The organism is Agarivorans sp. D1326, assembly GCF_056958115.1.
Genome location: NZ_JBTWEN010000001.1, coordinates 334,478 through 360,413, shown reverse-complemented (window position 1 = coordinate 360,413; position 25,936 = coordinate 334,478). Strand labels below are relative to the sequence as shown.

The window sequence follows — 25,936 nt, the reverse complement described above, 5'->3', positions numbered from 1 at the left end:
ATTGTTAGCTGGTTATATTAAAGCAATAACAAAGGATTGAAGCGATTCAGTCTCCAGGAAGAAAACAAGGAAAAACTATGGGGCGGAAGATTTCCCTCGTTGCATTGTCGGCTGTTTTATCATTTTCAACTCTCAGTACAGCCATCGCACAAGAAACGGGTACCTTTTATGTTGAGTTAGTGGGGCCAGACGAAGTTGTTGGTGAACCTGAACAACAAACATATGGGCCGGTGCGCAGCAATGACACTTTATGGGCTATTGCGAGTTTAAATCGTCCTTCCCGTTCAATCAGCGTGTATCAAATGATGTTCGCAATATTGAACAAAAACCCTCAAGCCTTTAATAACGGCAATATTAATTCCATTATCAACGGTAGCTACCTTTCGCTTCCTACGCTTGAAGAAGCGCAAGCGGTTAACCATCAAGCTGCAGTAAGAGCCTTAGCGCCGAAGAAAACCACTAAAGTGGTTGTAAATAAGCCGGCGGCACAAACAACTACCACCACGACTACGCCAGTTGCTACACCTAAAGCGGTTACTCCCGCTCGCCCAATGGCAGATGCCGGAGCCTTAGAAAAAACCCAAAAAGATTTAGACTCCTTACGTGATCGCCTAGAAACCAGAATTGACGAGCTAGAGCAGTTAAAACGCCAAGAGTTTGATGTATTAAAACAGCAAATGGATGAATCTAGCCAGCAGATGGTAGGTTTGGCTGAAGTAAACCATCGCATGAAAATGCGCATTCAAGAGCTAAGTGACGAGCTCGCCAGTATTCGTGAAGAGTTAAACGAAAACCGTCGCAATCAAACTCAAATATTGCAACTGCTAGAAAAACCAAAAATTGACGCCAGTGAGATGGACAAAGAAAGCAGCTCGGGCTTCTTTTCTTCACCATTAAATATTGGCTTAGTGATTTTTATTCCAATTCTGCTTATTGCACTAGTGATTACCTTGCTGTTTAGACGTAAGGCCAAAAAAGAGCTAGAAGAGCAAGATAAGGAAATGGCTGAATCAACCATCAATATGATGGATGATGAAAATGATGAGTTTTCACAGCTATTTAGCGACAACTTAGAGCCTGAAGATGAACAAACCGAAGACTTAAATAGTCAGTTTGAAGAAGATGAGCCAGATCTAAGCGTTGATGAAACGATCCCAGAGCCTGAATCGTTTGAAGATGATACCGATGATTTAGAGCCCGAAATTGAAGAAGCTAGCTTTGAAGACTTTGCCGCTGCGCAAGAAGAAGCTGACCCGATTAGTGAGATTTCTTTAGACGACAGTGAAATGGCGGCTTTAGATGCCTTTGAATCTGACGACCTTGTTCCCTCACTAGATGATGCACTTGAGGAAGAAAGCCCAGCGGAAGAAGATCCAGATGCGGTAATTAGTGCCGATGACCTTGCCGCTGCCTTAGCCATGGACGACGAGGAAGACTTGTTTGAAGTGAGCGAAGAAGGCCCGGCTGATAATGATGAGCTTTCATTTGAAGATGCGCTTAAACAGCAGCAAGAAATGGAAGCAGAGTTATCGGAAGTTAGTGAGCAAGAAAAAGTCGATTTAGACAACATTGATTTATCAGCAGAACTAGACGAAGACGAGTTAACTACGCTTGAAGACCCAACTGCTAGCCTAGAAGATGAGTTTGAGAATTTAGAAGGTGAGTCAGGAACGCTTGAAGACGCCGCTGCTGACTTAGCAGCATTAAGTGCTGCTGAAGAAGTAAGTGACGCTGCAGAGTCTGAAACTTCTGCTGTCGAAGAGCCAGAAGCCTTTGACCTAGATGATGACTTTGTTGATTTAACCGAACTGGAACTTGAAGATCCATCTATTGAGGCTGCGGAGGAAGCTGCTGAAGCAGTTGCCGATAACGTTACCGATATTGGTGATTTTGAAAGCGAGCTTGAAGACCTAGCGCTCGAGCCTCTGGCCGAGGAAGAAACGCCTGAGCTATCCACAGATTCGCTTAGTGACGATAAAGAAGATAAAGAAGATGAAGTTTCTGATGATGACATTGATAGCATGTTTGCCAGTTTTGGTTCAGATGCTTTCAATGAAAATGCTGAAGCAACTGAGCAAGATGAACTTCCTTCTCGTAGCGACATCGAAGAACGAGAATTTGTCGACATCGATATGCTTTTAAATGATGCAGACGAAGACAGTACTGACGAAGCTGATCCATACGACAGCCCAAGTTTGGACGTAGAGCTTGATTCGTTCCCAGATGTATTACCGCAAGAGCAACCTGCCGTTGATGTTGACGCAAATGCCGAAATGGCTTCCAAGCTTGATTTAGCGAGAGCCTATTTGGAGATCGACGATCAAGACGGCGCTAAGAAAATTCTTCAAGAAGTGCTAATTAGCGAAGACAAAAGTTTGAAGAAAGAAGCCGAGGAGTTACTTTCTCGCTTTAGCTAAAACTTAGTTATACGGAAAAAGGCAGTGATCTTATCACTGCCTTTTTTGTATCTGCTATTCAACAGAGGGTGCTGATAAAGCGGTGACTTTGTGCTGTCATTTTTTTATCATAGCCGCCAAAGATACAATCAGTGGTAATTTATGCGCATCGCTTTAGGCATCGAATATGATGGTGCCGGATATTTTGGTTGGCAACGCCAACGAGACGTTCAATCAATCCAGCAAGAATTAGAATCTAGCCTATCTATCGTGGCTAATAGCCCGATCGAGGTTCAATGTGCAGGTAGAACCGATGCCGGCGTCCATGCAACCGGACAAGTAGTGCATTTTGATTCGCCCGTTGAGCGCAAAATGGCGGCTTGGACATTAGGCGTAAATGCTAACATGCCAAAAAATGTTGCCGTGCGCTGGGCTAAACCGGTTAGCGACCAATTTCATGCGCGTTTTAGCGCTACTGCCCGCCGCTATCGCTACGTTATCTATAACAGCCGATTTCGCCCAGCAATCCTTAATCAAGGCTTGAGCTTTTATCATCAGCCGCTAGATATAGAGTTGATGGAACAAGCAGGGCAAGCACTGCTTGGGGAACAAGACTTCACCTCTTTTCGTGCTGTGCAGTGTCAAAGCCGCAGTCCATTCCGCCGAGTTGAACATCTAAAAGTAAGCCGCTACAACGATTATGTAGTGGTGGACATTAAAGCCAATGCTTTTGTGCATCACATGGTTAGAAATATTGTTGGTAGTTTATTGAAAGTGGGCCAGCAAGAGCGACCAGTAGAATGGATTGCTGAGTTATTGGCAGTAAAAGATCGCGCTCAAGCTGCAGCCACTGCCAAAGCGGCTGGTTTGTATTTAGTTCAAGTGGATTATCCCGAAGAATTTGACTTACCGAATTTGCCCATCGGACCGTTGTTTTTGCCAGCAAGTTAAAAAAAACTGTACGATAATGAAGGGTTAGACCAGTTTTATGTAAAATATTTTGGCCAATTGTGGTTTAATTGCCGCCATTCAATGCATTCTGTTATCACGGCGATTTTATCGCCTATTGAGAAGTAAGGTTCCCGATGAGTTGGTTAGAGAAAATTCTTCCGAAAAGTAAAAGTGCTTCTGGTAAGCGACGCAATATTCCAGAAGGTGTATGGACCAAGTGTGCTTCCTGCGAGCAAACTTTATACCGTGCAGAGGTAGAACGTAACCACAATGTTTGTCCCAAGTGTGACCACCATATGCGGATTGGTGCTCGTGACCGCTTAGAAGCCTTCTTAGACCAAGATGGTCGTGAAGAATTAGCGGCAGAGCTAGAGCCTCGCGATAAGCTTAAGTTTAAAGACAGCAAAAAATACAAAGACCGTATTGCCAGCGCTCAGCGCAATACTGGTGAAAAAGACGCATTAGTAGTAATGAAAGGTGAGCTGAAGGGTTTGCCTGTAGTGGCTTGTGCCTTTGAGTTTGCCTATATGGGTGGCTCTATGGGCTCGGTAGTGGGAGCACGCTTTGTAGCCGCAGTAGATAAGTGCTTAGCAGAAAACCGCGCCTTGATTTGTTTTTCCGCCAGTGGTGGTGCGCGCATGCAAGAAGCTTTGTTCTCGCTAATGCAAATGGCGAAAACCTCGGCAGCGTTGGCTAAAATGCGTGAAAAAGGTTTACCTTATTTCTCAGTGCTTACGGATCCGACCATGGGCGGTGTATCTGCCAGCTTTGCAATGCTGGGTGATATTAATATTGCCGAGCCAAAAGCCTTAATTGGTTTTGCTGGTCCTCGCGTTATTGAACAAACCGTTCGCGAGAAACTACCTGAAGGATTCCAGCGCAGTGAGTTTTTGCTCGAGAAAGGCGCTATCGACATCATTATTGACCGCCGTAACATGCGTGACCGCATTGCTGGAATGGCTTCAAAAATGATGGGCATTGTAAGCACGGATACCGAGGTGTTGGTTGAGCCCATCGATGCTGATGAAGATTTAGGACCGACTATTTCTGCCAACGAAAAAGAATAATATGTCGTCTAAGAAAGAAGCTCAAAGCCGGTCTCTTGCAGACTGGCTTTGTTATTTAGAAGCTCAGCATCATAGCGCGATTGATTTAGGTTTAGAGCGGGTTGCCAAAGTGGCTGACTACGCAAAACTACGCCATTTAGATGCTACGGTGATTACGGTGGCCGGCACCAATGGTAAAGGGTCTACCTGCGCGCTACTTGAACAGATATTGGTTGCGCAAGGGTATCAAGTCGGTGTTTATAGCTCACCACATATCCTGGATTATCGAGAGCGAGTCAGAATAAACGGTCAACTGCCCGAAGCCGATGCATTTTGCCAGTCATTTTCTGCCATTGAAGAGCTTCGCCAAGAAACCAGTTTAAGTTATTTTGAGTTTGGTACGCTTGCTGCCGTTTGGATGTTTACCCAGCAGCCTTTGGATTATGTCATTTTAGAAGTCGGCTTGGGCGGACGTTTAGATGCTACCAATATTGTTGAGCCTGATGTGAGTGTGGTTACAACCGTTGCAGTTGACCATGTAGATTGGTTGGGTGACGACATACAGCAAATTGGTCGCGAGAAAGCCGGTATATTTCGTGAAAACGGTAAAGTGGTAGTAGGGGACAGCAATATAGTTGCCAGCGTCTTGGAGTGTTCTGCACAACTCAACTGTAATCAACTAGCCGCTGGGAAAGAATATCAGCTGGAAAAAGAGGCGGATAGCTGGGCTTATCGTGGCGTAAAATTGAACTACCAAGGTCTGCCTTATCCCCGTTTGCCTTTAGTGAATGCGGGCACTGCTATTGCTACCTTAGAACACCTTGGGCTTGAAATACCTAGCGCCTATTTGTCTAAAGCAATCAAAGAGTGGCAGCTTGCTGGTCGCTTGCAAGTCATTTCTGACAAGCCATTGGTCGTGGTAGATGTGGCACATAATCCGCAGTCTGCTAACTACTTAGCATCTCAATTACCCTCGCTAGCTAATGGCCGTAAAATTATTGCACTGTGCGCGATGCTGGGTGATAAAGATATGCAACAGTCGGTACAACCTTTAGTTGGCATGGTAGAACAATGGCATATTAGCGGTTTAGCTGGACCTCGTGGTGACGACGGTAGTGCATTGGCGAGTTGCTTAGCTTCTCAAGCAAGCTTAACTCGTTATCCGCAATTGGCTCAGGCTTATTCTGCTGCCCTCAAACTATTAGACGATAACGCCATGTTAATTGTGTTTGGTTCTTTTTTTACCGTGGCCGAGATATTAGAATTGTCTTCTTCAGCAACAGCAGAGAGTTAACATTGACTGCACAGTTTAAAAACCGCTTAGTGGGCACCATCTTCTTAGTCGCGTTGGGAGTAATTATTATTCCTGATATTCTTGATGGTAAAAAAACGCGAGTTGAAGAAGAGTTCAATGCGATCCCTTTTGCGCCAAAAGTTGACTCACTCCCCCCTCTGCTTATCGACTTGCCCAATGAGCAAGAGTTGGTCGCTACTGATATTGCAGACGATGAAAGTAGCACAAAGCAAGCAGCTAATTCGGAACAGGCAACGAGCACTTCGACAGTTAGTGAAACAAAGCCAGCCATTGAGCCAGTGGATGCACCACAGCTTGAATTTGCTAAGCCGGCCTATATTGTTCAACTGGGCACGTTTAAAAACTCTCAAAATGTTACGCGTTTGGTTGCAAAGCTAAGAGAAGCCGGTTTTCAAGCTCACTCATACCCAGAGCCTGCTGTAGAAGGGGAGCTAAATAGAGTGTTTGTAGGGCCCAATGTATCTAAAAAAACATTAGAACAGCAACAAAGTAAATTGAAGGAACTCACAGGCTTAAGCGGAAAAATTCGCGAGTTTGATCCTTTGTTTAAGTAAGTATGAAAAAATACAAGCACGCATTTTATTTTTGTTTCTGGTAGAATTCGCAGCGTTTTTCAACAAGTAGAAAATTTATGGCTTGGGTAGACTACGTCATCATCGGCGTAATAGTATTGTCGGCATTAATTAGCTTGGTTCGCGGCTTCGTTAAAGAGGCCCTGTCGCTGGTCTCTTGGGTAGCGGCTTTTTTCATCGCATCGCAGTTTTATCACGACCTATCCAGTTACTTCACTCTCATTGAAAATCCCTATTATCGCAGTGGCGTAGCCATTGTTTTGCTGTTTATAGCCACCCTTGTACTTGGTGCGCTGGTTAATTACTTATTTAGTCACTTGGTCAACTCAACGGGTTTAACCGGTACCGATAGGGTACTGGGGATCTGTTTTGGGGCTATCCGAGGGGCATTAGTGGTAAGCGCTTTGCTGTTTGTATTGTCGTTTACCGGTTTTCCAGAATCCTCATGGTGGAAAGGGTCGTTATTGATTCCCGAATTCACCGTGATTGTTCAATGGTTTTTTGAGTTTTTAAAAGATTCTTCTAGTTTTTTACATAACTACCAATCTTAATAAGGAAAAGCTTCATGTGTGGTATTGTCGGCATTGTCGGTGCTAGTCCCGTTAACCAAGCGATTTATGATGCGCTAACAGTTTTACAGCATCGTGGTCAGGATGCTGCGGGTATCGTTACTATTACCGAAGGTATGTTTAAACAACGCAAAGCCAACGGATTGGTAAGAGATGTGTTTGAAGTTAAACACATGCAGCGTTTACGTGGTAATTTGGGTATTGGTCACGTGCGTTATCCAACCGCGGGTAGCTCTAGTGCAGCAGAAGCTCAGCCTTTTTATGTTAACTCTCCTTTTGGTTTAGCTTTGGCGCACAATGGCAACTTAACCAATGCTAAAGAGTTACGCGAAGAGATGGCTAAGCGCGCTCGACGTCACATCAACACTACTTCTGATTCAGAAGTGCTGCTTAATGTACTGGCCCATGAGCTAGATAGCATAGTGGAAGATGAGTTATGCGAAAAACAAGTGTTCACCGCGGTTAGCCGTGTACACAAGAAAATTCGTGGTGCTTACGCCGTAGCTGCGTTAATCATTGGCCAAGGTATGGTGGCATTCCGTGACCCTAACGGTATTCGTCCTTTGGTACTGGGTAAGAAAACCAGCGATGAAAATCCAGAGAAAATGGAATACATGGTGGCATCAGAAAGTGTTGCACTTGATGCAGTTGGTTTTGAGTTTGTGCGCAGCGTTGCGCCAGGTGAAGCGGTGTACGTAACTGAAGATGGTCAGTTATTCACTCAGCAATGTGCCGAAAATGCGGCTCACAATCCGTGTATTTTTGAGTATGTATACTTTGCTCGTCCTGATTCAATTATCGATAAAATCTCGGTATACGGTGCACGCGTTAACATGGGCACCAAGTTAGGCGAGAAAATTGCTCGCGAATGGGATGATTTAGATATTGATGTAGTGATCCCAATTCCTGAGACATCCTGTGACACGGCTTTACAAATTGCCATGCATCTTGATTTACCGTATCGCCAAGGTTTCGTTAAAAACCGCTACATTGGCCGTACCTTTATTATGCCGGGTCAAACTCAGCGTCGTAAATCGGTTCGCCGTAAATTGAACGCGATTGATGTAGAGTTTAAAGGCAAAAACGTACTGTTAGTTGACGACTCGATTGTTCGTGGTACTACTTCTGAGCAGATTATTGAAATGGCTCGTGAAGCAGGTGCAAACAAAGTTTACTTTGCTTCAGCGTCTCCTGAAATCCGTTTCCCGAACGTATATGGTATTGATATGCCTTCGGCTAACGAGTTGGTTGCTCATGGCCGCGAAGTTGACGAAATTTGCCAGTTGATTGGCGCTGACGGTCTTATTTTCCAAGACTTAGAAGACCTAATTGTGGCTTGTCGTGAAAGTAACCCTGAGATCCAAACTTTTGAAACTTCAGTATTCAACGGGAAATATGTAACTAACGATATTGACCAAGACTACTTGAACTATTTGGATCAGCTACGTAACAATGATGCAAAGGCTGTTCAGGCTCACGAAGAAGTAGCAAACCTAGAGTTGCATAACGAAGGTAGCTAATCCTTTTGATATTGCTCTAGAATAAAAAAAAGCACCCATTATGGGTGCTTTTTTGTTCTGCTCTTAAGTGCAAATCTACCTAGAAAATTCAGTTTTACTGAACTCAACTCGCTCGAGCGGATTGCGTTCAATGCCTTCGGCAATGATCTTTTCTACAAGTTTAAGACGAGGCAAAATACCTTCGCCATTGGCTATTTGAATAGCCAGGCCTGGTCGGGCATTAAGTTCTAACAGCATTGGGCCATTCGATTTATCCAATACCATGTCGGTACCCAAATAACCCATCCCCGACATCTCATAACAACTAGATGCTAGTTCAAGCAAGCGCTGCCAATGAGGAACCACTAATTCTTTAAGCGGTCGGTCTGTATCAGGGTGTTTTTCTATCGGCCTATCAAATTGAACTGCATGTAAAGCTCGCCCTGAACCGATATCGATACCAACACCTACAGCGCCTTGGTGTAGGTTAGCCTTACCGTCTGAAGCTGCTGTAGACAGGCGCATCATTGCCATCACCGGGTAACCCTGAAAAACGATTACCCGAACATCTGGCACACCTTCAAAGCTAAACCCATCAAAACAAGAGTCAAACTCAATTAGCGCTTCAATTACTGCAACATCGGGGCTGCCGCCAAGTGAGAACAAACCGGCTAAGATGTTTGAGCAATGACGCTTCACATCTTCTTCATGCGCGGGTGCTCCACTGGGTTTAAAAAACACCCCAGACTCTTGCTTAGTAATAACCAATATACCTTTGCCACCAGAACCTTTAGCAGGCTTTATCACAAAGCCAGGGTGTTTGTGCAGTAAGGGAATGATTGATTGAATATCATGTTGAGTGCGCACTACGCCAATAAGTGCTGGTATGGTGACATCATCTCGCTGAGCAATGATCTTGGTTTTAAGTTTATTGTCGACTAGTGGATAAAGTTTACGCGGGTTGTACCGGGCGATATAGCCAGTGTTGCGTTGGTTCATCCCCATGATGCCCTTGCGGGCAAGTTTAAAAGGGCTAGTGAATTGACTAAGCATTAGCCCTCCTTATCCGCGAGAGGCTTAAAGCGACGTAGTTCTAATAGGCGGTATCCAGTGTAGTTACCAAGAATCAAAATAATACCTAGTACAATGAATTGAATGCCCATGAAGTTAAAGGTTAAGTGGCGAACGTATTCGTTGTTCATCGCTAGGAAGGCGAGAACGGCTACTAGTAAACTACCGCCACCCTGCATCACTACTTCTTTAGGGCCTTCTTCTTCCCACAGCACCGACATCCGTTCGATGGTCCACGAAAGAATAATCATTGGGAAGAAGGTGATTTTCAAACCTTCCGTTAAGCCTACTTTAAAACTCATTACGCTGAAGATAGAGATAATACCGATCACCGTAATAATCACCGCGGATATTCGCGATACCAGCAGCAAATTCAGATGGGAGAGGTAGCCACGAATCACTAGGCCTGTTCCAACTACCAGTAGGAATCCGATTAAACCAGTCATTAGTGAGGTTTGCATAAATGCCATGGCGATTAGCACTGGCATAAAGGTACCCGAGGTTTTAAGGCCAACAAGTACACGTAGCAAAACCACCATTAATACGCCAATTGGAATAAGCAAAATGCCTTTAAATAGCGCTTGCTCTTCTAAAGGTAAGCTATCAATTGAGAAGTTAAGAAAATCAGCTTCGCTGATTTTAGGGGCAACGGCTGATTGGGCACTTTGCTCAACCAGTAACATTGAGAAAGTCACTTGTGAGTCTTTACCGCCAACAACTTCTAGCAAGCTATTGCCATTGTATTCCCACAATAGGGTGTTGTCTGGCCGGCCTTGAGTTCCGGTTGCTAAATCAAAAATCTGCCAGTCATTTTCGTCTTTAAAAACCTGAATGTATTCAGTAATGCCTTGACGGCGGCGGCCATCTTCTAGCTGTAAGCCTCGAACAATACGTGCAGGCACATCGGCATTATTTAGTAGGTCTACCACTAAACGGTTTTTAGGTTTGTAATCTAAAATTAAACCCGTATTTTGGCTTTTACTGGCAGTTTCACCGGTTAGAGCTTTAATTAACTCGCGAGTAAAGCTATAGGCATCAGCTGAAACTTCTTCGGCTTGCTTAGCTAAGTGATTAGCAGCGGTGAAGTAGGGTTCTGGATATTCGGTAAACGGTGTATCAGGCATCTTCGGCTGATAAATATCTGCCGCTTTAGGGTCAACCAAGAAGTCTACTTTATAGTACATCTCTTGATGGCCGTCGGCTGTGCGCTTAGTCCAGATGGCGCGAGGATTATCTTGGTCGTTTACAAAAGATAAGCCATAAGCTAATGACGCTGTTGATTCATGAATACGTGTATAGCCACGTTGGGTTAATGGTAAAGCAAGTACTGCTTCAACGCTTTCGCCTTTGGCATCAAATTCTACCTTGGCTTCAATTGACCAAATCTGGCGCTTTTCGCCAGGAAACCAAGGCACTTCAAATTGAACATGGCGGTAGAGTGTCATGCTTATTCCTATCAGCATGCACAGGGTGACAATAAAGTAAAATATATTGCGAGAACTCATGGGCATTAATCCTTAAATGTCGGCTTCGCTTGGGTAAACTTTTGGCTTATATCTACCACACTTATATCTTTTAGAAAGCTACGTCCTAGTAGCACTGGGTAACTAAGGTGGTTGCGGTCGGTTAGGGTAAATTGGGTCTTTTCTGAAATTGGACCTAATTTAACTAACATCGAAACAACTGGGCGTTTATCTACTTTGTTGGTTGATGATTGAGTGACTTCTGCAGTGCGCACTACTGGGCGCTCTACAATGATATCGCTATCAAGCGTATTGTGGCGCATGTTAAAACGTACCCAGTTCTTACCATCACGTTCAAATTTCACAATGTCGGTGGCATTAAGTGATGACGTTGCCGCACCAGTATCAATACGTGCTTGGAAGGCATTCTTTTGCCCTTCTAAGCTTACCCATTCAGATTCACCTAACACGGTTTTGTTGCCAAGCTTGTAGCTTGTTTGCTTGCTGCAGCTCTGTGGGGTTGATTTGGAAGTCGCAACTGGCACTGGGGCTATTGCTACCACTTTATCTTCAAGCTGATCAAAACGTTGTTGTTGAGCTTCTAGTTGCTCAGAAATTGACTCACATTGGCTTAACACTGAAGTCTGCTGAGCCGAAAGCGCTGATAATTGTTCTAGAGTTTGGTCGTTAGATTGAGAGGCTTGTTGGCTCGCACAAGCGGTAAGTGCAAGAGACAATGAAATTATCGAAAGCTTTTTCATAGTTCAAATCCATTAGGCAAAAGTAAAAACTGCGGTTTAAGTGTTTGTTTTAGCATAGCGTATGAAAACTGTTTAGTCTGGATTAATTGCAATTAAAACAGCACGTTTGGGAGCCGGTAGCCCTTCTACAGTTTTCGAATTATCATTTGGGTCTAAGTAGTCTTCGAGTGACTCGTGAGTCATCCATGAGGTACTTCTTTGTTCTTTGGTTGAGGTAACGTCAATATCGACAATTCGTACATCAACAAAGCCGACTTTTTCTAGCCATAATTTTAAGGCTGCGGTACTTGGCAAAAACCAAACATTGGGCATTTTCCCGTACCGGCCAGCAGGCACTAGTACTTGGTTTTCGTCGCCATCAACAACCAAGGTTTCAAGTACTAACTCTCCACCTTTATGCAGTTGTTCTTTTAATTGAATAAGGTGGTCCATTGGTGAGCGGCGATGATAAAGCACTCCCATCGAAAATACCGTATCAAAGGCGCGCAATTTAGGGAGCTCTTGAATACCTAAAGGCAACAAGTGAACGCGTTGGTCATTGTTGGCAAAATTGCGAATGGCTTCAAATTGCATGAGGAATAGGGTTGAAGGGTCGATGCCTACTACAAACTCTGCATCATCTCCTAGCATTCGCCACATGTGATAACCGCTGCCACAACCCACGTCTAATACATAGCGATGTTTAAGTGGAGAGATATGGTTACGGATGCGCTCCCACTTCCAATCGGAACGCCATTCTGTGTCGATATTAATCCCATAAACATCAAATGGGCCTTTACGCCAAGGGTGTAAGTGGCGCAGTAAATTCTCAATTTTTTTACGCTCACCTTCAGGCATTTCTTCGGCTTTACCAATACTGACTTTATCTTTAAGTTCTATGTGAGCAGTTGTTTGTTGAGGGAATTTATTAAGTACACGCTGCCAGCGTGGGAAGTCGCCATGAGCATGTTCTTTTTGCCAATCACCTAATTGAGCGGGCAGTGTATAAAGCCAATGCTTAAGGCGATTTTTGGCAATTATTTGGTAAAAGTCAGAGAAGTCTATCATTGGTTACAAGAGCTTGATATTACGAAGGTATATGCGGCTAATTGTAGCAAGCTTTAGCGCTTTTTGGTGATAAAGCGCTAAAGATACTTAGCTAAAACGGGCATTTGTTCACTAATTGTTCTAATTCACCTTGTCGATTTTTATCCAATTTATACTATGCCCGTTTTCATCTCTCCAATTGCCGCTATCACAGGCATCTATAGCTTTGCTTGCGATGATGAGTTGATCTTTAAAGTGAAGGCGCATGCCCAGCTGGTGAAATGCCTTGATAGCGGAGTTATTTAGCGGCTCGTGCGTTCTAACAAATAAAACTAAAGGGCTGCGTTGAGCGATGAAATCATCACTTAAAGCGCTAAGTAGCTGTTGGTTATCATGGCTACTGATACTTGCTAGTGCCAGCGTTTGCCCTTGATATCGGGCAAGTGCTAAGTAGGGGGCCGGTTTTAGCTGGCTTTGGTTAGAATTATAAGCGCTAAACCATTCAAAACTTTGCTCTTGCCAAGCGTAAGATATGGGGAAGTGAGCACTTTTACTTGAATTGAAGTTTATCTTTTTGTTGTTAGGTGAATAAGTTCTATAGTTTTGTTGCTGTGCGTCGATATTTAAAGAGGGAAGAGTAGCCACCAAGATACTATCATTAATTGTAGAGCGCGCTTTAGCTGAAAGCGTCTCAAGCCGAGTCATCACCGATGACTGAGTAGCGCTTATGGTGACAGCAGACTGAGAACAATCATTGATGAGCAGTGAGTCATAATCCAGTTGCTCCACTTGCACAGTGGCCTGAACTTGAACGCTAAAGCTAAGCAACACAACTGACGCTAAAACTTTTTCTATAAAAATCATAATTAAATACATAGGGTTAGTGTGAACACAATGATGCTAGCACAAATTCTAAGTAACAAGACAAATGGTCAACAATAAACACAGCAGGAAGCTGGCAAGGGGTAATTGATGGGTAATTTATCGATTAAACAACGTTTAATCTTAACAATCTTAATCCTGTTAGCGGTGTTAAGTGGTGTGCAAGCTTGGTTCCAAGCAAGAACCTTATCTCAAGAAACACGTTTAGATATTGCGGGAGACGCAAAGCAGTTAGCTCAAGCAGCTACCGACCAAGTAAGCCTGTGGTTCGACTCTAAACTTGCGATTGCAAGAGGGATGTCTTCGGACCCCAATTCTTCAAGTTTTGTATCTGATTTAGTGCAAGCCAAGCAAAGTGGCGATTTCATTTATTTTTACTTTGGCAGCAGCCAAGGTGAAATGACCATGCACGACCCGAATGAAACCCTGCCAGACGGATACGATCCAAGAACCCGACCTTGGTATAAGGGGGCGCAGGCTAATGGTTCGTTTGTTTCGGACCCTTATGTTGATGCCACCTCTGGGCAAATGGTTATATCGGTGGCGCAAAGAGTCAGTGGCGGCGTTTACGCTGGTGATTTAGGTTTAGATGTTGTGACTCAACGCGTGTTAAACCTAGCCAGCGAACAAGTTTATCCGGTAATTGTTGACCAGCAAGGTTTAGTGGTGATTCATGGTGATAACAATATGGTGCTTAAGAAAGCCACAGAGTTGTCTCCCGAGCTTAGTGCGAGTTTTATTGAGCAAGTTGCCCGCACAGCCGAATTGAGTGAATTACAGGTTAGCGGCAAAGATAGCTTTGTAAGTATAAGCCCAATTGAAGGTACCGAATGGTACTTGATGTTTGTTTATGACAAGAAATTGGCATTGGCACCCGTTCAGGCGATGGTGCAAAGTTCGGTGATTTTTGCGGTCATTCTTTTTGTCATCATTGCTGTGGTAATGCTTAAAGTGATATCTGCGATGTTGAAACCAATTGAAGTTTTAGGCGAGGCGATTAGTGAGCTCTCATCGGGTGACGGCGATTTAACCAAGCGAATTAACATGCAGCGTAATGATGAGATAGGCGCGCTAGCAGATGGCGTTGACCGCTTTATCGATCAATTACATGAGCTGATGAAAGATATCGCCCAAGACGCAGACCGATTGCAGCAAGCGGCAGCGCTAACCAATAATTCAACCAGTGAATCTAACTTGCAGATAGAGCGCCAGCAAGCTGAAGTGACTCAGGTAGCAACCGCTGTTAATGAGATGGCTGCCACTGCCAATGAAGTGGCTAACAATGCTGAACAAACGGCCGAAGCTGCGCGTGAATCCGCCGATTCTTGTGAGCAAGGCAAAGTATTAATTGGTCGAAACCAACAGCAAGTGAATAGCTTGGCTGGTCAGCTAGATGGTGCGGCAGAAACCGTGCAAGAGCTTGAGCGAAATACCCAGGAAATTAGCGATATTTTATCGACTATTCAGGGTATTGCTGAACAAACCAACTTATTGGCGTTAAATGCTGCTATTGAGGCTGCACGCGCCGGCGAGCAAGGGCGCGGATTTGCCGTTGTTGCTGATGAGGTACGTAATTTGTCGCAACGTACACAAAGTTCAACTGAAGAAATTAAAGCGATGTTAGAGCGTTTGCAGGGCAATACCCATAGCACTGTTCAAACCATGGACGAAAGTCAGCAGTTAGTAAAAATAAGTGTTGAAGAAGCTACTAAGGCTGCAGAAATGCTGGAGAATATTACTAACTCAATTACCCACATTAGTGATATGGCCACGCAGATCTCTAGTGCCGCTGAGGAACAAAGAGCGGTCACCGAAGAGGTTGGGCGCAATACCCAAGGCATTCAAGATGCGTCTTTAGAGCTCGCTGAACAAGCTGCTGGTAGCTCGCAGCGAGCGACCGAGTTAGATGAAATTGCTGACAAGTTACATAAAGAAGTGGGCGCGTTTAAGATATAGGTGTTTCAATCTAAAAGGCCTGCGAAAGCAGGCCTTTTTGGTTTAACTCAAAAATACTAACCCTGCGCCGCCAAGGCAAATTAACATTACATACAGCGGCAATTTAAACACCCGCAACAAGCAAAAACCTAACAAGGCTAATACTACTTCTAAGTTAGAGTGGATAGCGCTGGTGAAAATAGGTTGATATAGCGCCGCAACAAGTAAACCAACTACTGCCGCGTTCACCATCTGCATTGCAGCAGAGAACTTAGCCTGATTGGCTAGGGCTTGCCAAGCATCAACAAAGGCCAAAACTAACAGAAAACCCGGTAGAAAAATTGCTATTGTGGCAACTAAGGCATAAACCATAGGGCTTTGTTCACCGACTATTGCCCCAAGGTAACTCGCAATAGTGAACATTGGGCCAGGCACCGCTTGGGCTGCTGCGTAGGCGGTTAAGAACTGCTCTTGGTTTACTTCGTTAACTAATGTTTGTTGTAGCAATGGCAGAACAACATGACCACCACCAAATACCCAACTGCCCGCTTGATAAAATTGGCTAAAGCTGGCCGCTAGCTGTGGCAGGTCTAAAAAGGCCAGTAAAAGCAAAGCACAAAATGCCACTAAGTAAGGCAGTTTAATGGAGCCGGATGGTTTATTTTGTTTGGGGTCTAAGGGCTTAAGCGCGAGTAGTTTCTTGTGTAAGAACAAACCGGCAATTGCCGCAATAGCCAAACACAGTAATTGAGTACTTAAATTTGGAAGCAATAACAAAGCAGAAGCAGTGATAAAACAAGCACTGCTTAAATATAAATTACTACAAAACTGACCGTACATTTGGCGAACAGCATCCACTACAACAACCAAAGCAGCAATTTTTAAACCTGCGATTAGCCCCAACACTAAGGGATTATTATTGCTATAGCTTGCCGCTAGAGCCAAGGCTGTCATGAGGGCTGCTGAGGGCAGGGTAAAGCCAATAAAAGCCGCTATTGCACCTAGCTTTCCGGCTCGGCGCAAACCTATAGCAAAACCCACTTGCGAAGAGCCTGGGCCGGGTAGGAACTGGCTTAAAGCAACCAAGTTTGCATATTCTTGCTGGCTCATCCAGTTTCGGTTATCAACAAACTCTTGTTTAAAAAAGCCAATATGCGCAGCTGGGCCACCAAAACTGACTAAACCCAAGCGAAGAAAGGTGGTAAATACTTCTATTATTGCTGTCATCATTCTTAATGTAATAAGCAAAAATTGGATTTTATGAAGCTTTTGTTACAGGAATATTTCCTCTGGCAAATTGTTTAGCATGTACTTAGTTGCTGCGGTGAAATAAGCTTAATTGTCGTTAAACGAATTAAAGGAATAGGTCGTTTTTCATGAGTGGTGATAATAATGCTTTAAAGCATTGGCTATTAATTTTCGGTATCTTGCTGATGCAAGCTTGTAGCACTAAGCCTGAGCGGTATTCTTGCGAAGGGGCCTTAACTGACTTAGACCATTTGCTTAGCAGCGAGGTTGGAACGCTCAATGCCAAGCGTATACCCAAGCACCCTGGCTTGCGCTACGACCGGTTTATTTACAGCTTTATTAGTGAGCGAGATAGTGGCTCAAATATTGGTCAGCACGATCTTATCAGCTACATGAGCGATGCCGCTAAAATGGGTTTATTGCTAGAGTGGCAGAACCTAACTAGTCAACAAATGAGTGAATGGAAGCAACGTTATCCAGAGTATTCACAAAATACTTTTATTGAAAGCTGTGTGGAGCAAGCTAAGCAGCAATATTTAGCTCAAGCAGCACAAAGCGCAGAACTGCTTAAAAGCTTATTACCAGATGATGATTACTCAGATACCGCAAAATTTTTTGGCATTTATCCTATTAGCTCCAAAGTATTTGCTAGCGCCGTTGAAAAAGAACAGCAGAGCTTACAAGCGCATTGGCAGCAAGCCTCACTAAAAGTCTATTCTGGGTTTAAGCAAGACCAAGCAGTCCTTTACATCCCCAAACCACTTAAACATGGCTTGGCAATGCCGTTAAGCCTTAATCACTTAGGGCAGTTAAGTAATGAGCAGCAAGCTCAGCACTTGCTGAATAAGTTTGCGCCACAGTGGCTAATAGAAAATTCGAGTAAAGACAACCTGCCCGGTAAGCCAGCTTGGCAGGGCGAACAGTTGCAAGTAGATACCGATATAGCCACTAGTTTTTCACTTATTAGCTATGGCAGATACCAGCAGCAAACCACCATTCAACTTAATTATGTTATGTGGTTTAAGCAGCGCCCTGAACTTAGCGCTGTTGATTGGGTGGCAGGGCAGCACGATGCAGTTATTTTTCGTATTCACTTAACACCTCAGTTAGAGGTACTTGCTTACGATAGTATTCATCTTTGTGGCTGCTGGTATACCCTCATGCTACCAAATGGCCAACCCTATCAAGCTTTGCAAGATAGTGCCCAAGAGCCAGTATTGATGCACAGGGTGGATGCTCAAACTAAAATGCGTATTAGCATTAGTGCCGATACACATCAAATTGTGGGATTAGCTCCGGCTGAAGAAAATACTGAGCTGAAAACCATTGAATACCAGTCTTTAGCTTGGCAGCAATTAAATCTATTGGCTAAAGCTGATCTGACACAAAGCGTATTTGATAGACAGGGCTATGTTTATGGCTCGCAACGCTTGGAGCGTTGGTTTTTTTGGCCAATGGGAGTAAAACAACCGGGCAGTTTGCGTCGCTTTGGTGACCATGCCATAAGCTTTGTTGGCGAACGGTATTTTGACCAAGCTTACTTGTTAGAAGATTTAGGTGTGCAATAATGCCTTACACTTTCTTTAGTACCTTGCTAACTATATAAAATATTTAGGAATAAAGACTATGAGTTACGATAACAACAATATCTTCGCCAAAATCCTACGTGGAGAAACGAGCTGCTTAAAAGTTTATGAAGATGAACACACCTTGGCGTTTATGGATATTATGCCGCAAGCAGATGGCCACACCTTAGTTATCCCTAAAGAAGCGGCCGAGACCTTACTCGACCTGTCTGATGACGCAGCCGCTGCCACCATTAAAACGGTGAAAAAAGTGGCTAAAGCGGTTAAGCAGGCCATGGGTGCTGAAGGTGTGAGTTTAGTGCAATTTAATGGCGCAGCTGCAGGGCAAACGGTTCCTCATATTCATTTCCACATTATTCCTGGCTCTTTAGCCGAAGCGCGCAGCCATGCTAGAAACATGGTGGACAATGAAAGCCTGCAACCTTTTGCGGATAAAATCTCAGCCTTGTTGGCAAGTTAACGACATGATAGCTAGAGCCTGCCTTTATTTAAGAGCAGGCTTGGCTAACTAGAACCAAGTTATTTAATGGCTACCAATGAGCCAAAATTAAAACATTGAAACCAAAGTTCACTGGCCGAAAAACCTGCGTCGGCAAAACGTTGTTTATGTTGCTCTATGGTATCTGGTACCAATACATTGTCTAAAGAACTGCGTTTTTGGCTGATTTCTAATTCGCTGTAGCCATTGGCTCGCTTGAAATCTAGATGAAGTTCGCTAATTAAGCCTTGAATACTTGCTTGGCTAAAATGAAATTTTTCACTCACTATTAATATTCCGCCAGCCTTCATGCCTTTGTGGATTTTTTTCAGCAAAGTTAAACGTTGCTCTTGGGCAACAAACTGCAGAGTGAAGTTAAGTACTACTACAGACGCCTCACTTATTTCAATATCGCAAATATCCTCGCAGATAACGGCAACTGGCACAGAGCCACGAAAAGCATCTAAGTGCTTTTGGCAGCGCTCAACCATGGCAGGGGAGTTATCAACGGCAATAATCTCTACGTTTTCTTTCTTTACCGCACGGCGCATCGCAAGTGTGGCTGCGCCTAAAGAACAGCCTAAATCATACAGCTTGCTATTAGGCTGGTGGAACTGTTCAGTTAAGTGTCCAATGGTGGAAATGATGTTGCTGTAACCAGGCACAGAACGTTGAATCATATCGGGGAATACTTCCGCAACTTGATCGTCAAATTTAAATTCGCCCAGCTGGGTAATGGGTTGAGAGAAAAGTTTATCTTTGCCTTGCATGGCGGAGTCTCGTAGAAAACGTGTGTGAATTAAGCGCTAATAATCGTAAAGCGAGCTATTGTAACCAGCAAATTCCTGCTTGTCTTTGGCAAATTTAAGTCCTTCGCTAGATTTATTGCTCTATCACTATTCTTATTTGTAGTCGCTTTCCTTTATACTATCGCCCTTTCACTGAACAAAGCTAACAAGTGCTTTGCTCAAGATGATTATTCGCTGAAATTTTAAAACGTAAAACGGGAAAGGCCAAATGCGCACTGTTTACTGTGGACAAGTAACCAAAGAGCTAGTTGATCAAGAAATAAATTTAGTAGGTTGGGTAAATCGACGCCGTGATTTGGGCGGTGTAATCTTCATCGATTTACGTGACCGTGAAGGCATTGTGCAAGTGGTGTTTGATCCGGATCGTGAAGACGTATTTAGCACAGCAAATAGCTTGCGTAATGAGTTTTGTGTTCGACTAAAAGGTCGTGTGCGTGCTCGTCCAGATAGCCAGATAAATAGCGACATGCGTACTGGTGAAGTTGAGTTGTTAGGTTTAGAGCTTGAGATTTTAAACCGTTCAGCACCATTGCCATTAGATAGCAATCAAGACAACTCGGAAGAGCAGCGCTTAAAATACCGCTACTTAGATTTACGTCGCCCTGAAATGAGCGAGCGTATGGTATTCCGCGCCAAAGTAACTGGCTTTGTTCGTCGTTTTATGGAAGACAATGGCTTCTTAGATATTGAAACGCCAATTCTTACCAAAGCTACGCCAGAAGGCGCGCGTGATTACTTGGTACCAAGCCGTACTCACAAAGGCCAGTTTTTTGCCTTGCCTCAATCACCGCAAATCTTTAAGCAATTGCTAATGATGTCGGGTATGGACCGTTACTACCAAATCGTAAAATGTTTCCGTGATGAAGATTTACGTGCTGACCGTCAACCGGAATTTACGCAGATTGATATTGAAACTTCATTCATGAGCTCAGACGAAGTAATGGCTGTTACTGAGCAAATGGTTCGTGAGCTATTTGTTTCGATGTTAGACGTAGATCTTGGCGAGTTCCCGCAAATGACTTACGCAGAAGCAATGCGTTTGTACGGTTCAGACAAGCCAGACTTACGAAACCCTATGCAGTTGGTAGACGTTGCTGATTTACTTAAAGATGTCGAGTTTAAAGTATTCTCAGGCCCTGCAAATGACGAAAAAGGCCGTGTAGCGGTATTACGTGTACCGGGTGGCGCAACACTTTCTCGTAAGCAAATTGATGATTACGGCAAATATGTTGGGATTTATGGGGCTAAAGGTCTTGCCTGGATGAAGGTGAATGACTTAGCTGCAGGTTTTGAGGGCTTACAATCTCCTATTCTTAAGTTCTTAAACGAAGAAGTTGCCAAAGGCATTGTTGAGCGCAGTGGTGCGCAAGATGGTGACTTGATTTTATTTGGCGCAGATAAAGCTAACGTTGTATGTGAAGCGATGGGCGCACTTCGTTTGAAAGTGGGTGAAGACTTAGGCTTAGTATCTGATGAGTGGAAACCGCTTTGGGTTGTTGATTTCCCAATGTTTGAAGAGGTGGATGGTCAATTCCACGCGATTCACCACCCATTCACTGCACCAGTAGCTGGTGTATCGGCCGAGCAACTGGCCGCGTCTCCAGCAGGTGTATTATCTAATGCCTATGATATGGTGCTAAATGGCTGTGAGCTTGGTGGTGGTAGTGTGCGTATTCACAAACAAGATATGCAAGCTGCGGCCTTTAAAGTGCTAGGTATTAGTGATGAAGAAGCACAAGAAAAGTTTGGTTTCTTGTTAGAAGCTCTACAGTACGGTGCTCCACCTCACGCAGGTTTAGCTTTTGGTCTAGACCGCTTAGTGATGTTAATGACTGGTGCAAGCTCAATTCGCGACGTGATGGCTTTCCCTAAAACTGCCACTGCGGCTTGTCCGCTAACAAGCGCGCCAAGTGCAGCTAACCCGGTAGCACTCGAAGAGTTAGCATTAAATGTAAAACTGCCTGAGTAGTTTTAAGCAAAGTAAAAAAGGCGAGCATCTAGCTCGCCTTTTTTGTATCTATTAATTCTTACAAACTAGTTAACTTGTGTGACTAGAGTGACTCGGCGATTGAGGGATTTTAAACAAGGGATGCAAGTGCAAAACATTGCCATCTTTATCCAATAATGCGCCTTTCTCGTTACATTTTTGATAAAAGGCCAAGGCTTCTTGCTTAGTTTGCGGTCGACCAAAGAAGTAACCCTGTACTTTGTCAAAGCCATTTTTCTTTAACCAATTAGCATGCTCTAGAGTCTCCACTCCCTCTACCAGTATTTCGTAATCGAGAGTGTCCATTAGCGTACGCATACTTAATACAATATTTTGGGTAGACACAGAGGTAATGGCGTTATGACCAAACTCACGGTCAAACTTAATTTTGTCACAGGCTAGGTTGCTTAAGTAGCTGAGTGAAGTAAAGCCTTTACCAAAGTCATCAAAGGCTACGCGAATACCTGCGGCTCTAATTTCATTGAGTTGGGATTTAACTTGCTGGTAGCTTTGTACTGCAACACTTTCGGTAATTTCAAGTTCTAGGTAATTACTACCTACGTTTACGGTTTTAAATTTGCTGATGAGTTTTTGAGCGAAGTGTTTATCTTCAAATTGTCGGCCACTGATGTTGAAGGCAATGGTTAACTCTTCGTAGCCCTTGCTTGTAAGCTCTTCAAGCAAGGCTAAAGATTTGTCGATTACCCAGTAACCCAACGGCAGTATGTGGCGGCCTGATTCGACGGTATCGAGGAACTGTCCGGGATTCATAAGGCCTTGAGTAGGATGATTCCAGCGGAGTAATAATTCAAAGCCGGTGACTCGTTGGTGTTGCATAGACACTTGCGGTTGCAAGTAAAGCTCTAGTTCATTGTTACTCATGGCATTTTGAAATTGGTTCTCGATGGTGAACACCATGTCGTTCTGACGAGCTAATTCAATATCAAAATGGGTGCAGCAGTTCCTACCTTTACGTTTTGAAGAATACATGGCTAAGTCAGCATACTTCACTAGCAGTTGCGGTTCGTATTCGGCTTGCTTGGCGGTGGCAATACCGATACTTAGTGTTACCTTCATCGAAATGCCGGAAATAGTAATGTCGCGAGATATCTCTTGGGCCAGACTATAAGCAAAGCCCAATACACTGTCTTTGTCTTTTTGATTGATAAGTAGAGTGAACTCATCGCCGCCGAGTCGGAACGTACTTGAAGCGAACTGACTGAGTCGCATAATGCGCTTGGCCACTTGTACTAATAGTAAATCACCAAAGTCATGGCCTAAGGTATCGTTAATGGTTTTGAAGTTGTCGAGATCAATGTAAATCAGGCTGAGCTCTTCGCCTTGCTTAGCGGCTTCTTCTAATGCTTCACTAAGTTGCTTCAAAAAAGCCGTTCGATTAGGCAACTCTGTGAGTGGATCTTCCATGGCCATTTTCTCAAGAACTTTGGTATTAGCCGCGATGCTTGAGCGCATTTCTGAAAAGCTGTTGGCAAGCTCAATAGATATGTGGTCTAGGGAATCAAATTCATCATTAAATAGGTGTAACTTGTTTTGTGGCTTGTAGCTTTCGTTCTCTAAAATAGTCGGTAAGCTGGCGGTGTGGTAGCGCAGGTTACTCAGTGGGCGGCGCATCAGCAAAAGGCCAATCGCAATGGCCAGGGCCATGGTAAACAATAGCAGCATAGTTAGCTGGTTTTCGAAGCGAGTTTGTAAGAAAACTTGTTCGCTCCAATCCTTAAGAATCACCAACTTAAGGGTACTATTTGAACTGTCTTTAATAGGGTAGAGCTTACCAACAATGGTTTTATCTTCTACTTTAAACTCCATATTGTCGTGATGCCGATACTCTATGGCGCTGTCGAACCATTGCTGGCTTAGTACCTGAGTATTGGTGGCTAACAATATGCTTTTGTATAAGGGGCGGTCTAAATCGACTATCGCCAGCTCAATATCATCGCGTTGGGTTACGTTAATTAAGGCATCTGCCAATTCAAGTTGAAAGGCTAAAACCCCTTGCTCTGTGTTGCGGGTTCTTATTGGCAGCGAAATCCACAAATGACAAACTTCGAAACATTCGATGAGGCGCATCGGTTTAGAGCGCAAGGTGACTTGTTCAAGTAGCTCTTTGGGTGGGGGAGAGTCAAGTACGCTGCAGGCATAATTATCTATGGCAAATACCGTACAACCGTTAGCTATTGGCATTAACCATTGTAAATCTGGTAACTGCCTATTGAGGTAACGTTCCAGGTCTTGCATGCTTTCTGCTTGGCTCAGAAGGGTTTGAGCTTCAAAAATGTATGTGATGCTATCGCTTAAACGTTCTATTTGGTCGTTAAATTCTAAAGCGTAGTTATCTAAATAGCTTAATTTTAATTGGGCTTGTTGTTTTTGATAGTGCTCCATTGCGGTTAAACCAAAAATAGAGACCACAATGCCCGCCGCGAGAATGAGCACCAAAGTGAGTTTTAGTCGCACGCTAACGTAGCGATTCTTTAGATCCACCAAGGGGAACTTGCTTAACTTCATTGGCTATTCCATTGATTTAGCATAAGGCAATAAGTGACTAATTAATTGCTTACTTACTAAGCATAGAGTGAAATATCAAAAGCGGTAACTTAGTTGCATTGCAAACAAGCGCCAATACCGTTCAGGATTGTTGGTTCGAGTGGGGTTTAGGTCTCGAACAGGGGGAAGCATTGAGGTTCCTACAAACCAGTGGTGTTCCAGTTTTAGCTGAAAGTTACGATGGAAATTCCACGTTGCTCCAATGGTGAAATCTTCGAGATCGCGTAAGTTGGTTTCAATGTCATCATCAATAAAATGGCTGTTGTCGTAGCGAGCTAGCAAGTTCCACTGCTGATTTACAATGAAAATACCCTGTAGATAATAGGCATTCATATCGATACTGCCATCAAAAATTGGCGCTAAGGGTTTAGCAGCATCGTTTTTTCCTTCAGCATAAGTACCACCTCGTCGCATGGTAAATTCACCCGTTAGCTCGTAGCGCTGTTGCGAATACTGTAGCGAAGCAATGTACTGGTCGGTATCAATAGTGAAATCGAAAGGTAAACGCACCGGACTAGCCGGAGGTGCCAAATCTATCGAATCTTTTAAATGCATTTTTAAACGACGATACTCTAGGCCCAAGTACCAATTGGCGTTAGGGCGAGCGGAAAAGTGTATTGAACTATTCCACTCACTTTCAAAAGTACCCCCTTGGTCTTGCCCAAAAAAGCGCCGACTAAAGCTCTCATCAAAGGCTTCTTTACCAATGGATGCTGCGAATGTGTATTGTTGGCCACTTAGCGTGAAATAGTCTAAATCTAACCTTACGCCATCGGCCCTTAAACTCTGTTCTTTAAGGATGTGCGGGTAAACCGATAGCGGCAATACAATACTGGGGCGAGTAAACGGCACGTCTCGGGTTTCACCATAAATCCCGTTGGAAATTTTGAAACGGCCAAACTTAAAGCCAACTTCCCAGTCTTCGTTTGTAGGAACCTTGTAGTTAAGGCTTAAATAATCTACATCTAAACCAGATTCGAACCAATCGCCGCTTTCTTGGGCAATCACTAATCCTGAAACAGACCAATTTGGGTTGATATACCAAAAGCCTCGAAGACCTGCTTCGAACAATGGGCCACTATCACCAGAGTTATAACCGTAATAATTGTTTGCGTTTACGTCGATATAACTGGCAGACACAAAGCCGCCCCAAGAGAGTTTACCTTTAGCCTGAGCGGGAAAAATGACAACGCTTAAGCTAGTCAACAATAGTAGAATGAAGTTCTTCATTGCTCACCTCTTGGCTGGTGTATCCAATAGCGTTGGGATTATTTTTTATGGTGTCTAACATTTCTTGTTCAGAGTTCACGATGGTTGGAGCAATAGCGGTACCCGTGTAAATTTGGCGTTCCCAAATTCGGGTTAGCTGATAGGGAAACAATTTGAGTGCGTCTAAACAAAACTGTTTATGTAACTCGTTGTTGTCATCCATAACGACCAGTTCGATGATTTGACCATCAGGCCAGTTTTTTTGTCTTAGTGAGAAAATGGCACGGATCTGCTTAGCACTTAGCTCAGCCTGTTGGCTTGAGTGAGTAAGTAGCCACACCTCGGCATGAATGGGTATGCTAATGCTGACTAAAGAGAATAACGCAACAATTTTTACAGCAATCGCCTGCCGTTTTAAAAACTGAGATAATTTGCGCCAATAAATTACAATCATAGCCTTCCGTGGTTAGCTCATAACTATTGTGTTAAAGATTATGTCTTTAAATATAGGCTAATTTTTTCAATAAGTTAAGCTAAATGATTTTTTGTTTAGCATTGTTTAAATATC

Annotated in this window: 21 protein-coding genes; 11 read left to right on the top strand and 10 right to left on the bottom strand. The window is 43.8% G+C overall.

Annotation, left to right across the window (positions count from 1 at the left end; genetic code table 11):
- Window positions 1–77: 77 nt before the first annotated feature.
- The 7 genes from ACYFDN_RS01545 (at window position 78) to purF (ending at window position 8,369) form a co-directional block, all read left to right on the top strand.
- The gene (locus ACYFDN_RS01545; protein ID WP_483509773.1) at window positions 78–2,417 is read left to right on the top strand and encodes a FimV/HubP family polar landmark protein; all 2,340 of its coding nucleotides are present in this window, start codon (window positions 78–80) and stop codon (window positions 2,415–2,417) included.
- A 141-nt stretch (window positions 2,418–2,558) separates the two neighbouring features.
- Entirely contained in the window at window positions 2,559–3,347 is a 789-nt protein-coding gene (truA, locus tag ACYFDN_RS01540) for a tRNA pseudouridine(38-40) synthase TruA (protein ID WP_152781083.1), read from the top strand.
- Window positions 3,348–3,481: 134 nt separating this feature from the next.
- Window positions 3,482–4,414 carry an acetyl-CoA carboxylase, carboxyltransferase subunit beta gene (gene accD, locus ACYFDN_RS01535; protein WP_152781081.1) on the top strand — a complete coding sequence of 311 codons (933 nt, stop codon included), beginning with the start codon at window positions 3,482–3,484 and terminating at the stop codon, window positions 4,412–4,414.
- 1 nt (window position 4,415) lies between these two features.
- Window positions 4,416–5,687 carry a bifunctional tetrahydrofolate synthase/dihydrofolate synthase gene (folC, locus tag ACYFDN_RS01530; RefSeq protein WP_483509772.1) on the top strand — a complete coding sequence of 424 codons (1,272 nt, stop codon included), beginning with the start codon at window positions 4,416–4,418 and terminating at the stop codon, window positions 5,685–5,687.
- 2 nt (window positions 5,688–5,689) lie between these two features.
- Window positions 5,690–6,262: an SPOR domain-containing protein gene (locus tag ACYFDN_RS01525; protein WP_483509771.1), complete on the top strand. Its 573-nt coding sequence runs from the start codon at window positions 5,690–5,692 to the stop codon at window positions 6,260–6,262.
- Window positions 6,263–6,339: 77 nt separating this feature from the next.
- A complete protein-coding gene (locus ACYFDN_RS01520) occupies window positions 6,340–6,831 on the top strand; it encodes a CvpA family protein (protein WP_016403410.1) in 492 nt (163 codons plus the stop codon).
- 14 nt (window positions 6,832–6,845) lie between these two features.
- On the top strand, window positions 6,846–8,369 hold the full coding sequence (gene purF / locus ACYFDN_RS01515) for an amidophosphoribosyltransferase (protein ID WP_016403409.1): 1,524 nt from the start codon (window positions 6,846–6,848) through the stop codon (window positions 8,367–8,369).
- A 75-nt stretch (window positions 8,370–8,444) separates the two neighbouring features.
- On the opposite strand, the gene ACYFDN_RS01510 is transcribed toward purF, so the two are convergent.
- The 5 genes from ACYFDN_RS01510 to ACYFDN_RS01490 all read right to left on the bottom strand — a co-directional run bounded on the left by ACYFDN_RS01510 (window position 8,445) and on the right by ACYFDN_RS01490 (window position 13,533).
- Entirely contained in the window at window positions 8,445–9,401 is a 957-nt protein-coding gene (locus ACYFDN_RS01510; RefSeq protein ID WP_016403408.1) for an alpha-L-glutamate ligase-like protein, read from the bottom strand.
- A complete protein-coding gene (locus ACYFDN_RS01505; RefSeq protein ID WP_040307570.1) occupies window positions 9,401–10,924 on the bottom strand; it encodes an inactive transglutaminase family protein in 1,524 nt (507 codons plus the stop codon). The genes ACYFDN_RS01510 and ACYFDN_RS01505 overlap by 1 nt, the downstream gene beginning before the upstream one ends.
- A 5-nt stretch (window positions 10,925–10,929) precedes the next feature.
- On the bottom strand, window positions 10,930–11,643 hold the full coding sequence (locus ACYFDN_RS01500) for an ATP-dependent zinc protease family protein (RefSeq protein ID WP_483509770.1): 714 nt from the start codon (window positions 11,641–11,643) through the stop codon (window positions 10,930–10,932).
- Window positions 11,644–11,715: 72 nt separating this feature from the next.
- A complete protein-coding gene (gene cmoB / locus ACYFDN_RS01495) occupies window positions 11,716–12,690 on the bottom strand; it encodes a tRNA 5-methoxyuridine(34)/uridine 5-oxyacetic acid(34) synthase CmoB (protein WP_483509769.1) in 975 nt (324 codons plus the stop codon).
- 120 nt (window positions 12,691–12,810) lie between these two features.
- Window positions 12,811–13,533 carry a hypothetical protein gene (locus tag ACYFDN_RS01490; protein ID WP_483509768.1) on the bottom strand — a complete coding sequence of 241 codons (723 nt, stop codon included), beginning with the start codon at window positions 13,531–13,533 and terminating at the stop codon, window positions 12,811–12,813.
- A 108-nt stretch (window positions 13,534–13,641) separates the two neighbouring features.
- Here ACYFDN_RS01490 and ACYFDN_RS01485 point away from each other — a divergent pair, with 108 nt between their 5' ends.
- On the top strand, window positions 13,642–15,507 hold the full coding sequence (locus ACYFDN_RS01485) for a methyl-accepting chemotaxis protein (protein WP_483509767.1): 1,866 nt from the start codon (window positions 13,642–13,644) through the stop codon (window positions 15,505–15,507).
- Between the two features lie 42 nt (window positions 15,508–15,549).
- Here ACYFDN_RS01485 and chrA read toward each other — a convergent pair whose 3' ends face one another.
- Window positions 15,550–16,716 carry a chromate efflux transporter gene (gene chrA / locus ACYFDN_RS01480; RefSeq protein WP_483509766.1) on the bottom strand — a complete coding sequence of 389 codons (1,167 nt, stop codon included), beginning with the start codon at window positions 16,714–16,716 and terminating at the stop codon, window positions 15,550–15,552.
- 146 nt (window positions 16,717–16,862) lie between these two features.
- On the opposite strand from chrA, the gene ACYFDN_RS01475 reads away from it, so the two are divergent.
- Both ACYFDN_RS01475 and ACYFDN_RS01470 read left to right on the top strand, forming a co-directional pair.
- On the top strand, window positions 16,863–18,302 hold the full coding sequence (locus ACYFDN_RS01475) for a hypothetical protein (RefSeq protein ID WP_483509765.1): 1,440 nt from the start codon (window positions 16,863–16,865) through the stop codon (window positions 18,300–18,302).
- Between the two features lie 58 nt (window positions 18,303–18,360).
- A complete protein-coding gene (locus tag ACYFDN_RS01470) occupies window positions 18,361–18,780 on the top strand; it encodes an HIT family protein (RefSeq protein ID WP_483509764.1) in 420 nt (139 codons plus the stop codon).
- A gap of 59 nt (window positions 18,781–18,839) precedes the next feature.
- Here ACYFDN_RS01470 and cmoA read toward each other — a convergent pair whose 3' ends face one another.
- On the bottom strand, window positions 18,840–19,568 hold the full coding sequence (gene cmoA, locus ACYFDN_RS01465) for a carboxy-S-adenosyl-L-methionine synthase CmoA (RefSeq protein WP_472591187.1): 729 nt from the start codon (window positions 19,566–19,568) through the stop codon (window positions 18,840–18,842).
- A gap of 247 nt (window positions 19,569–19,815) precedes the next feature.
- Here cmoA and aspS point away from each other — a divergent pair, with 247 nt between their 5' ends.
- Window positions 19,816–21,576: an aspartate--tRNA ligase gene (aspS, locus tag ACYFDN_RS01460; protein ID WP_406611141.1), complete on the top strand. Its 1,761-nt coding sequence runs from the start codon at window positions 19,816–19,818 to the stop codon at window positions 21,574–21,576.
- Between the two features lie 69 nt (window positions 21,577–21,645).
- On the opposite strand, the gene ACYFDN_RS01455 is transcribed toward aspS, so the two are convergent.
- From ACYFDN_RS01455 to ACYFDN_RS01445, 3 genes are all read right to left on the bottom strand, one after another.
- Window positions 21,646–24,120 (bottom strand): putative bifunctional diguanylate cyclase/phosphodiesterase, encoded by a 2,475-nt coding sequence (locus tag ACYFDN_RS01455; RefSeq protein WP_483509763.1) that lies wholly within the window; start codon window positions 24,118–24,120, stop codon window positions 21,646–21,648.
- Window positions 24,121–24,195: 75 nt separating this feature from the next.
- Window positions 24,196–25,389, bottom strand: coding sequence for a hypothetical protein (locus ACYFDN_RS01450; RefSeq protein ID WP_016402629.1), 1,194 nt, complete (start codon window positions 25,387–25,389; stop codon window positions 24,196–24,198).
- Complete coding sequence (locus tag ACYFDN_RS01445) at window positions 25,358–25,822, bottom strand: type 2 periplasmic-binding domain-containing protein (protein WP_152781058.1); 465 nt, start codon at window positions 25,820–25,822, stop codon at window positions 25,358–25,360. Before ACYFDN_RS01445 ends, ACYFDN_RS01450 begins: the two co-directional genes overlap by 32 nt.
- Window positions 25,823–25,936: the final 114 nt, after the last annotated feature.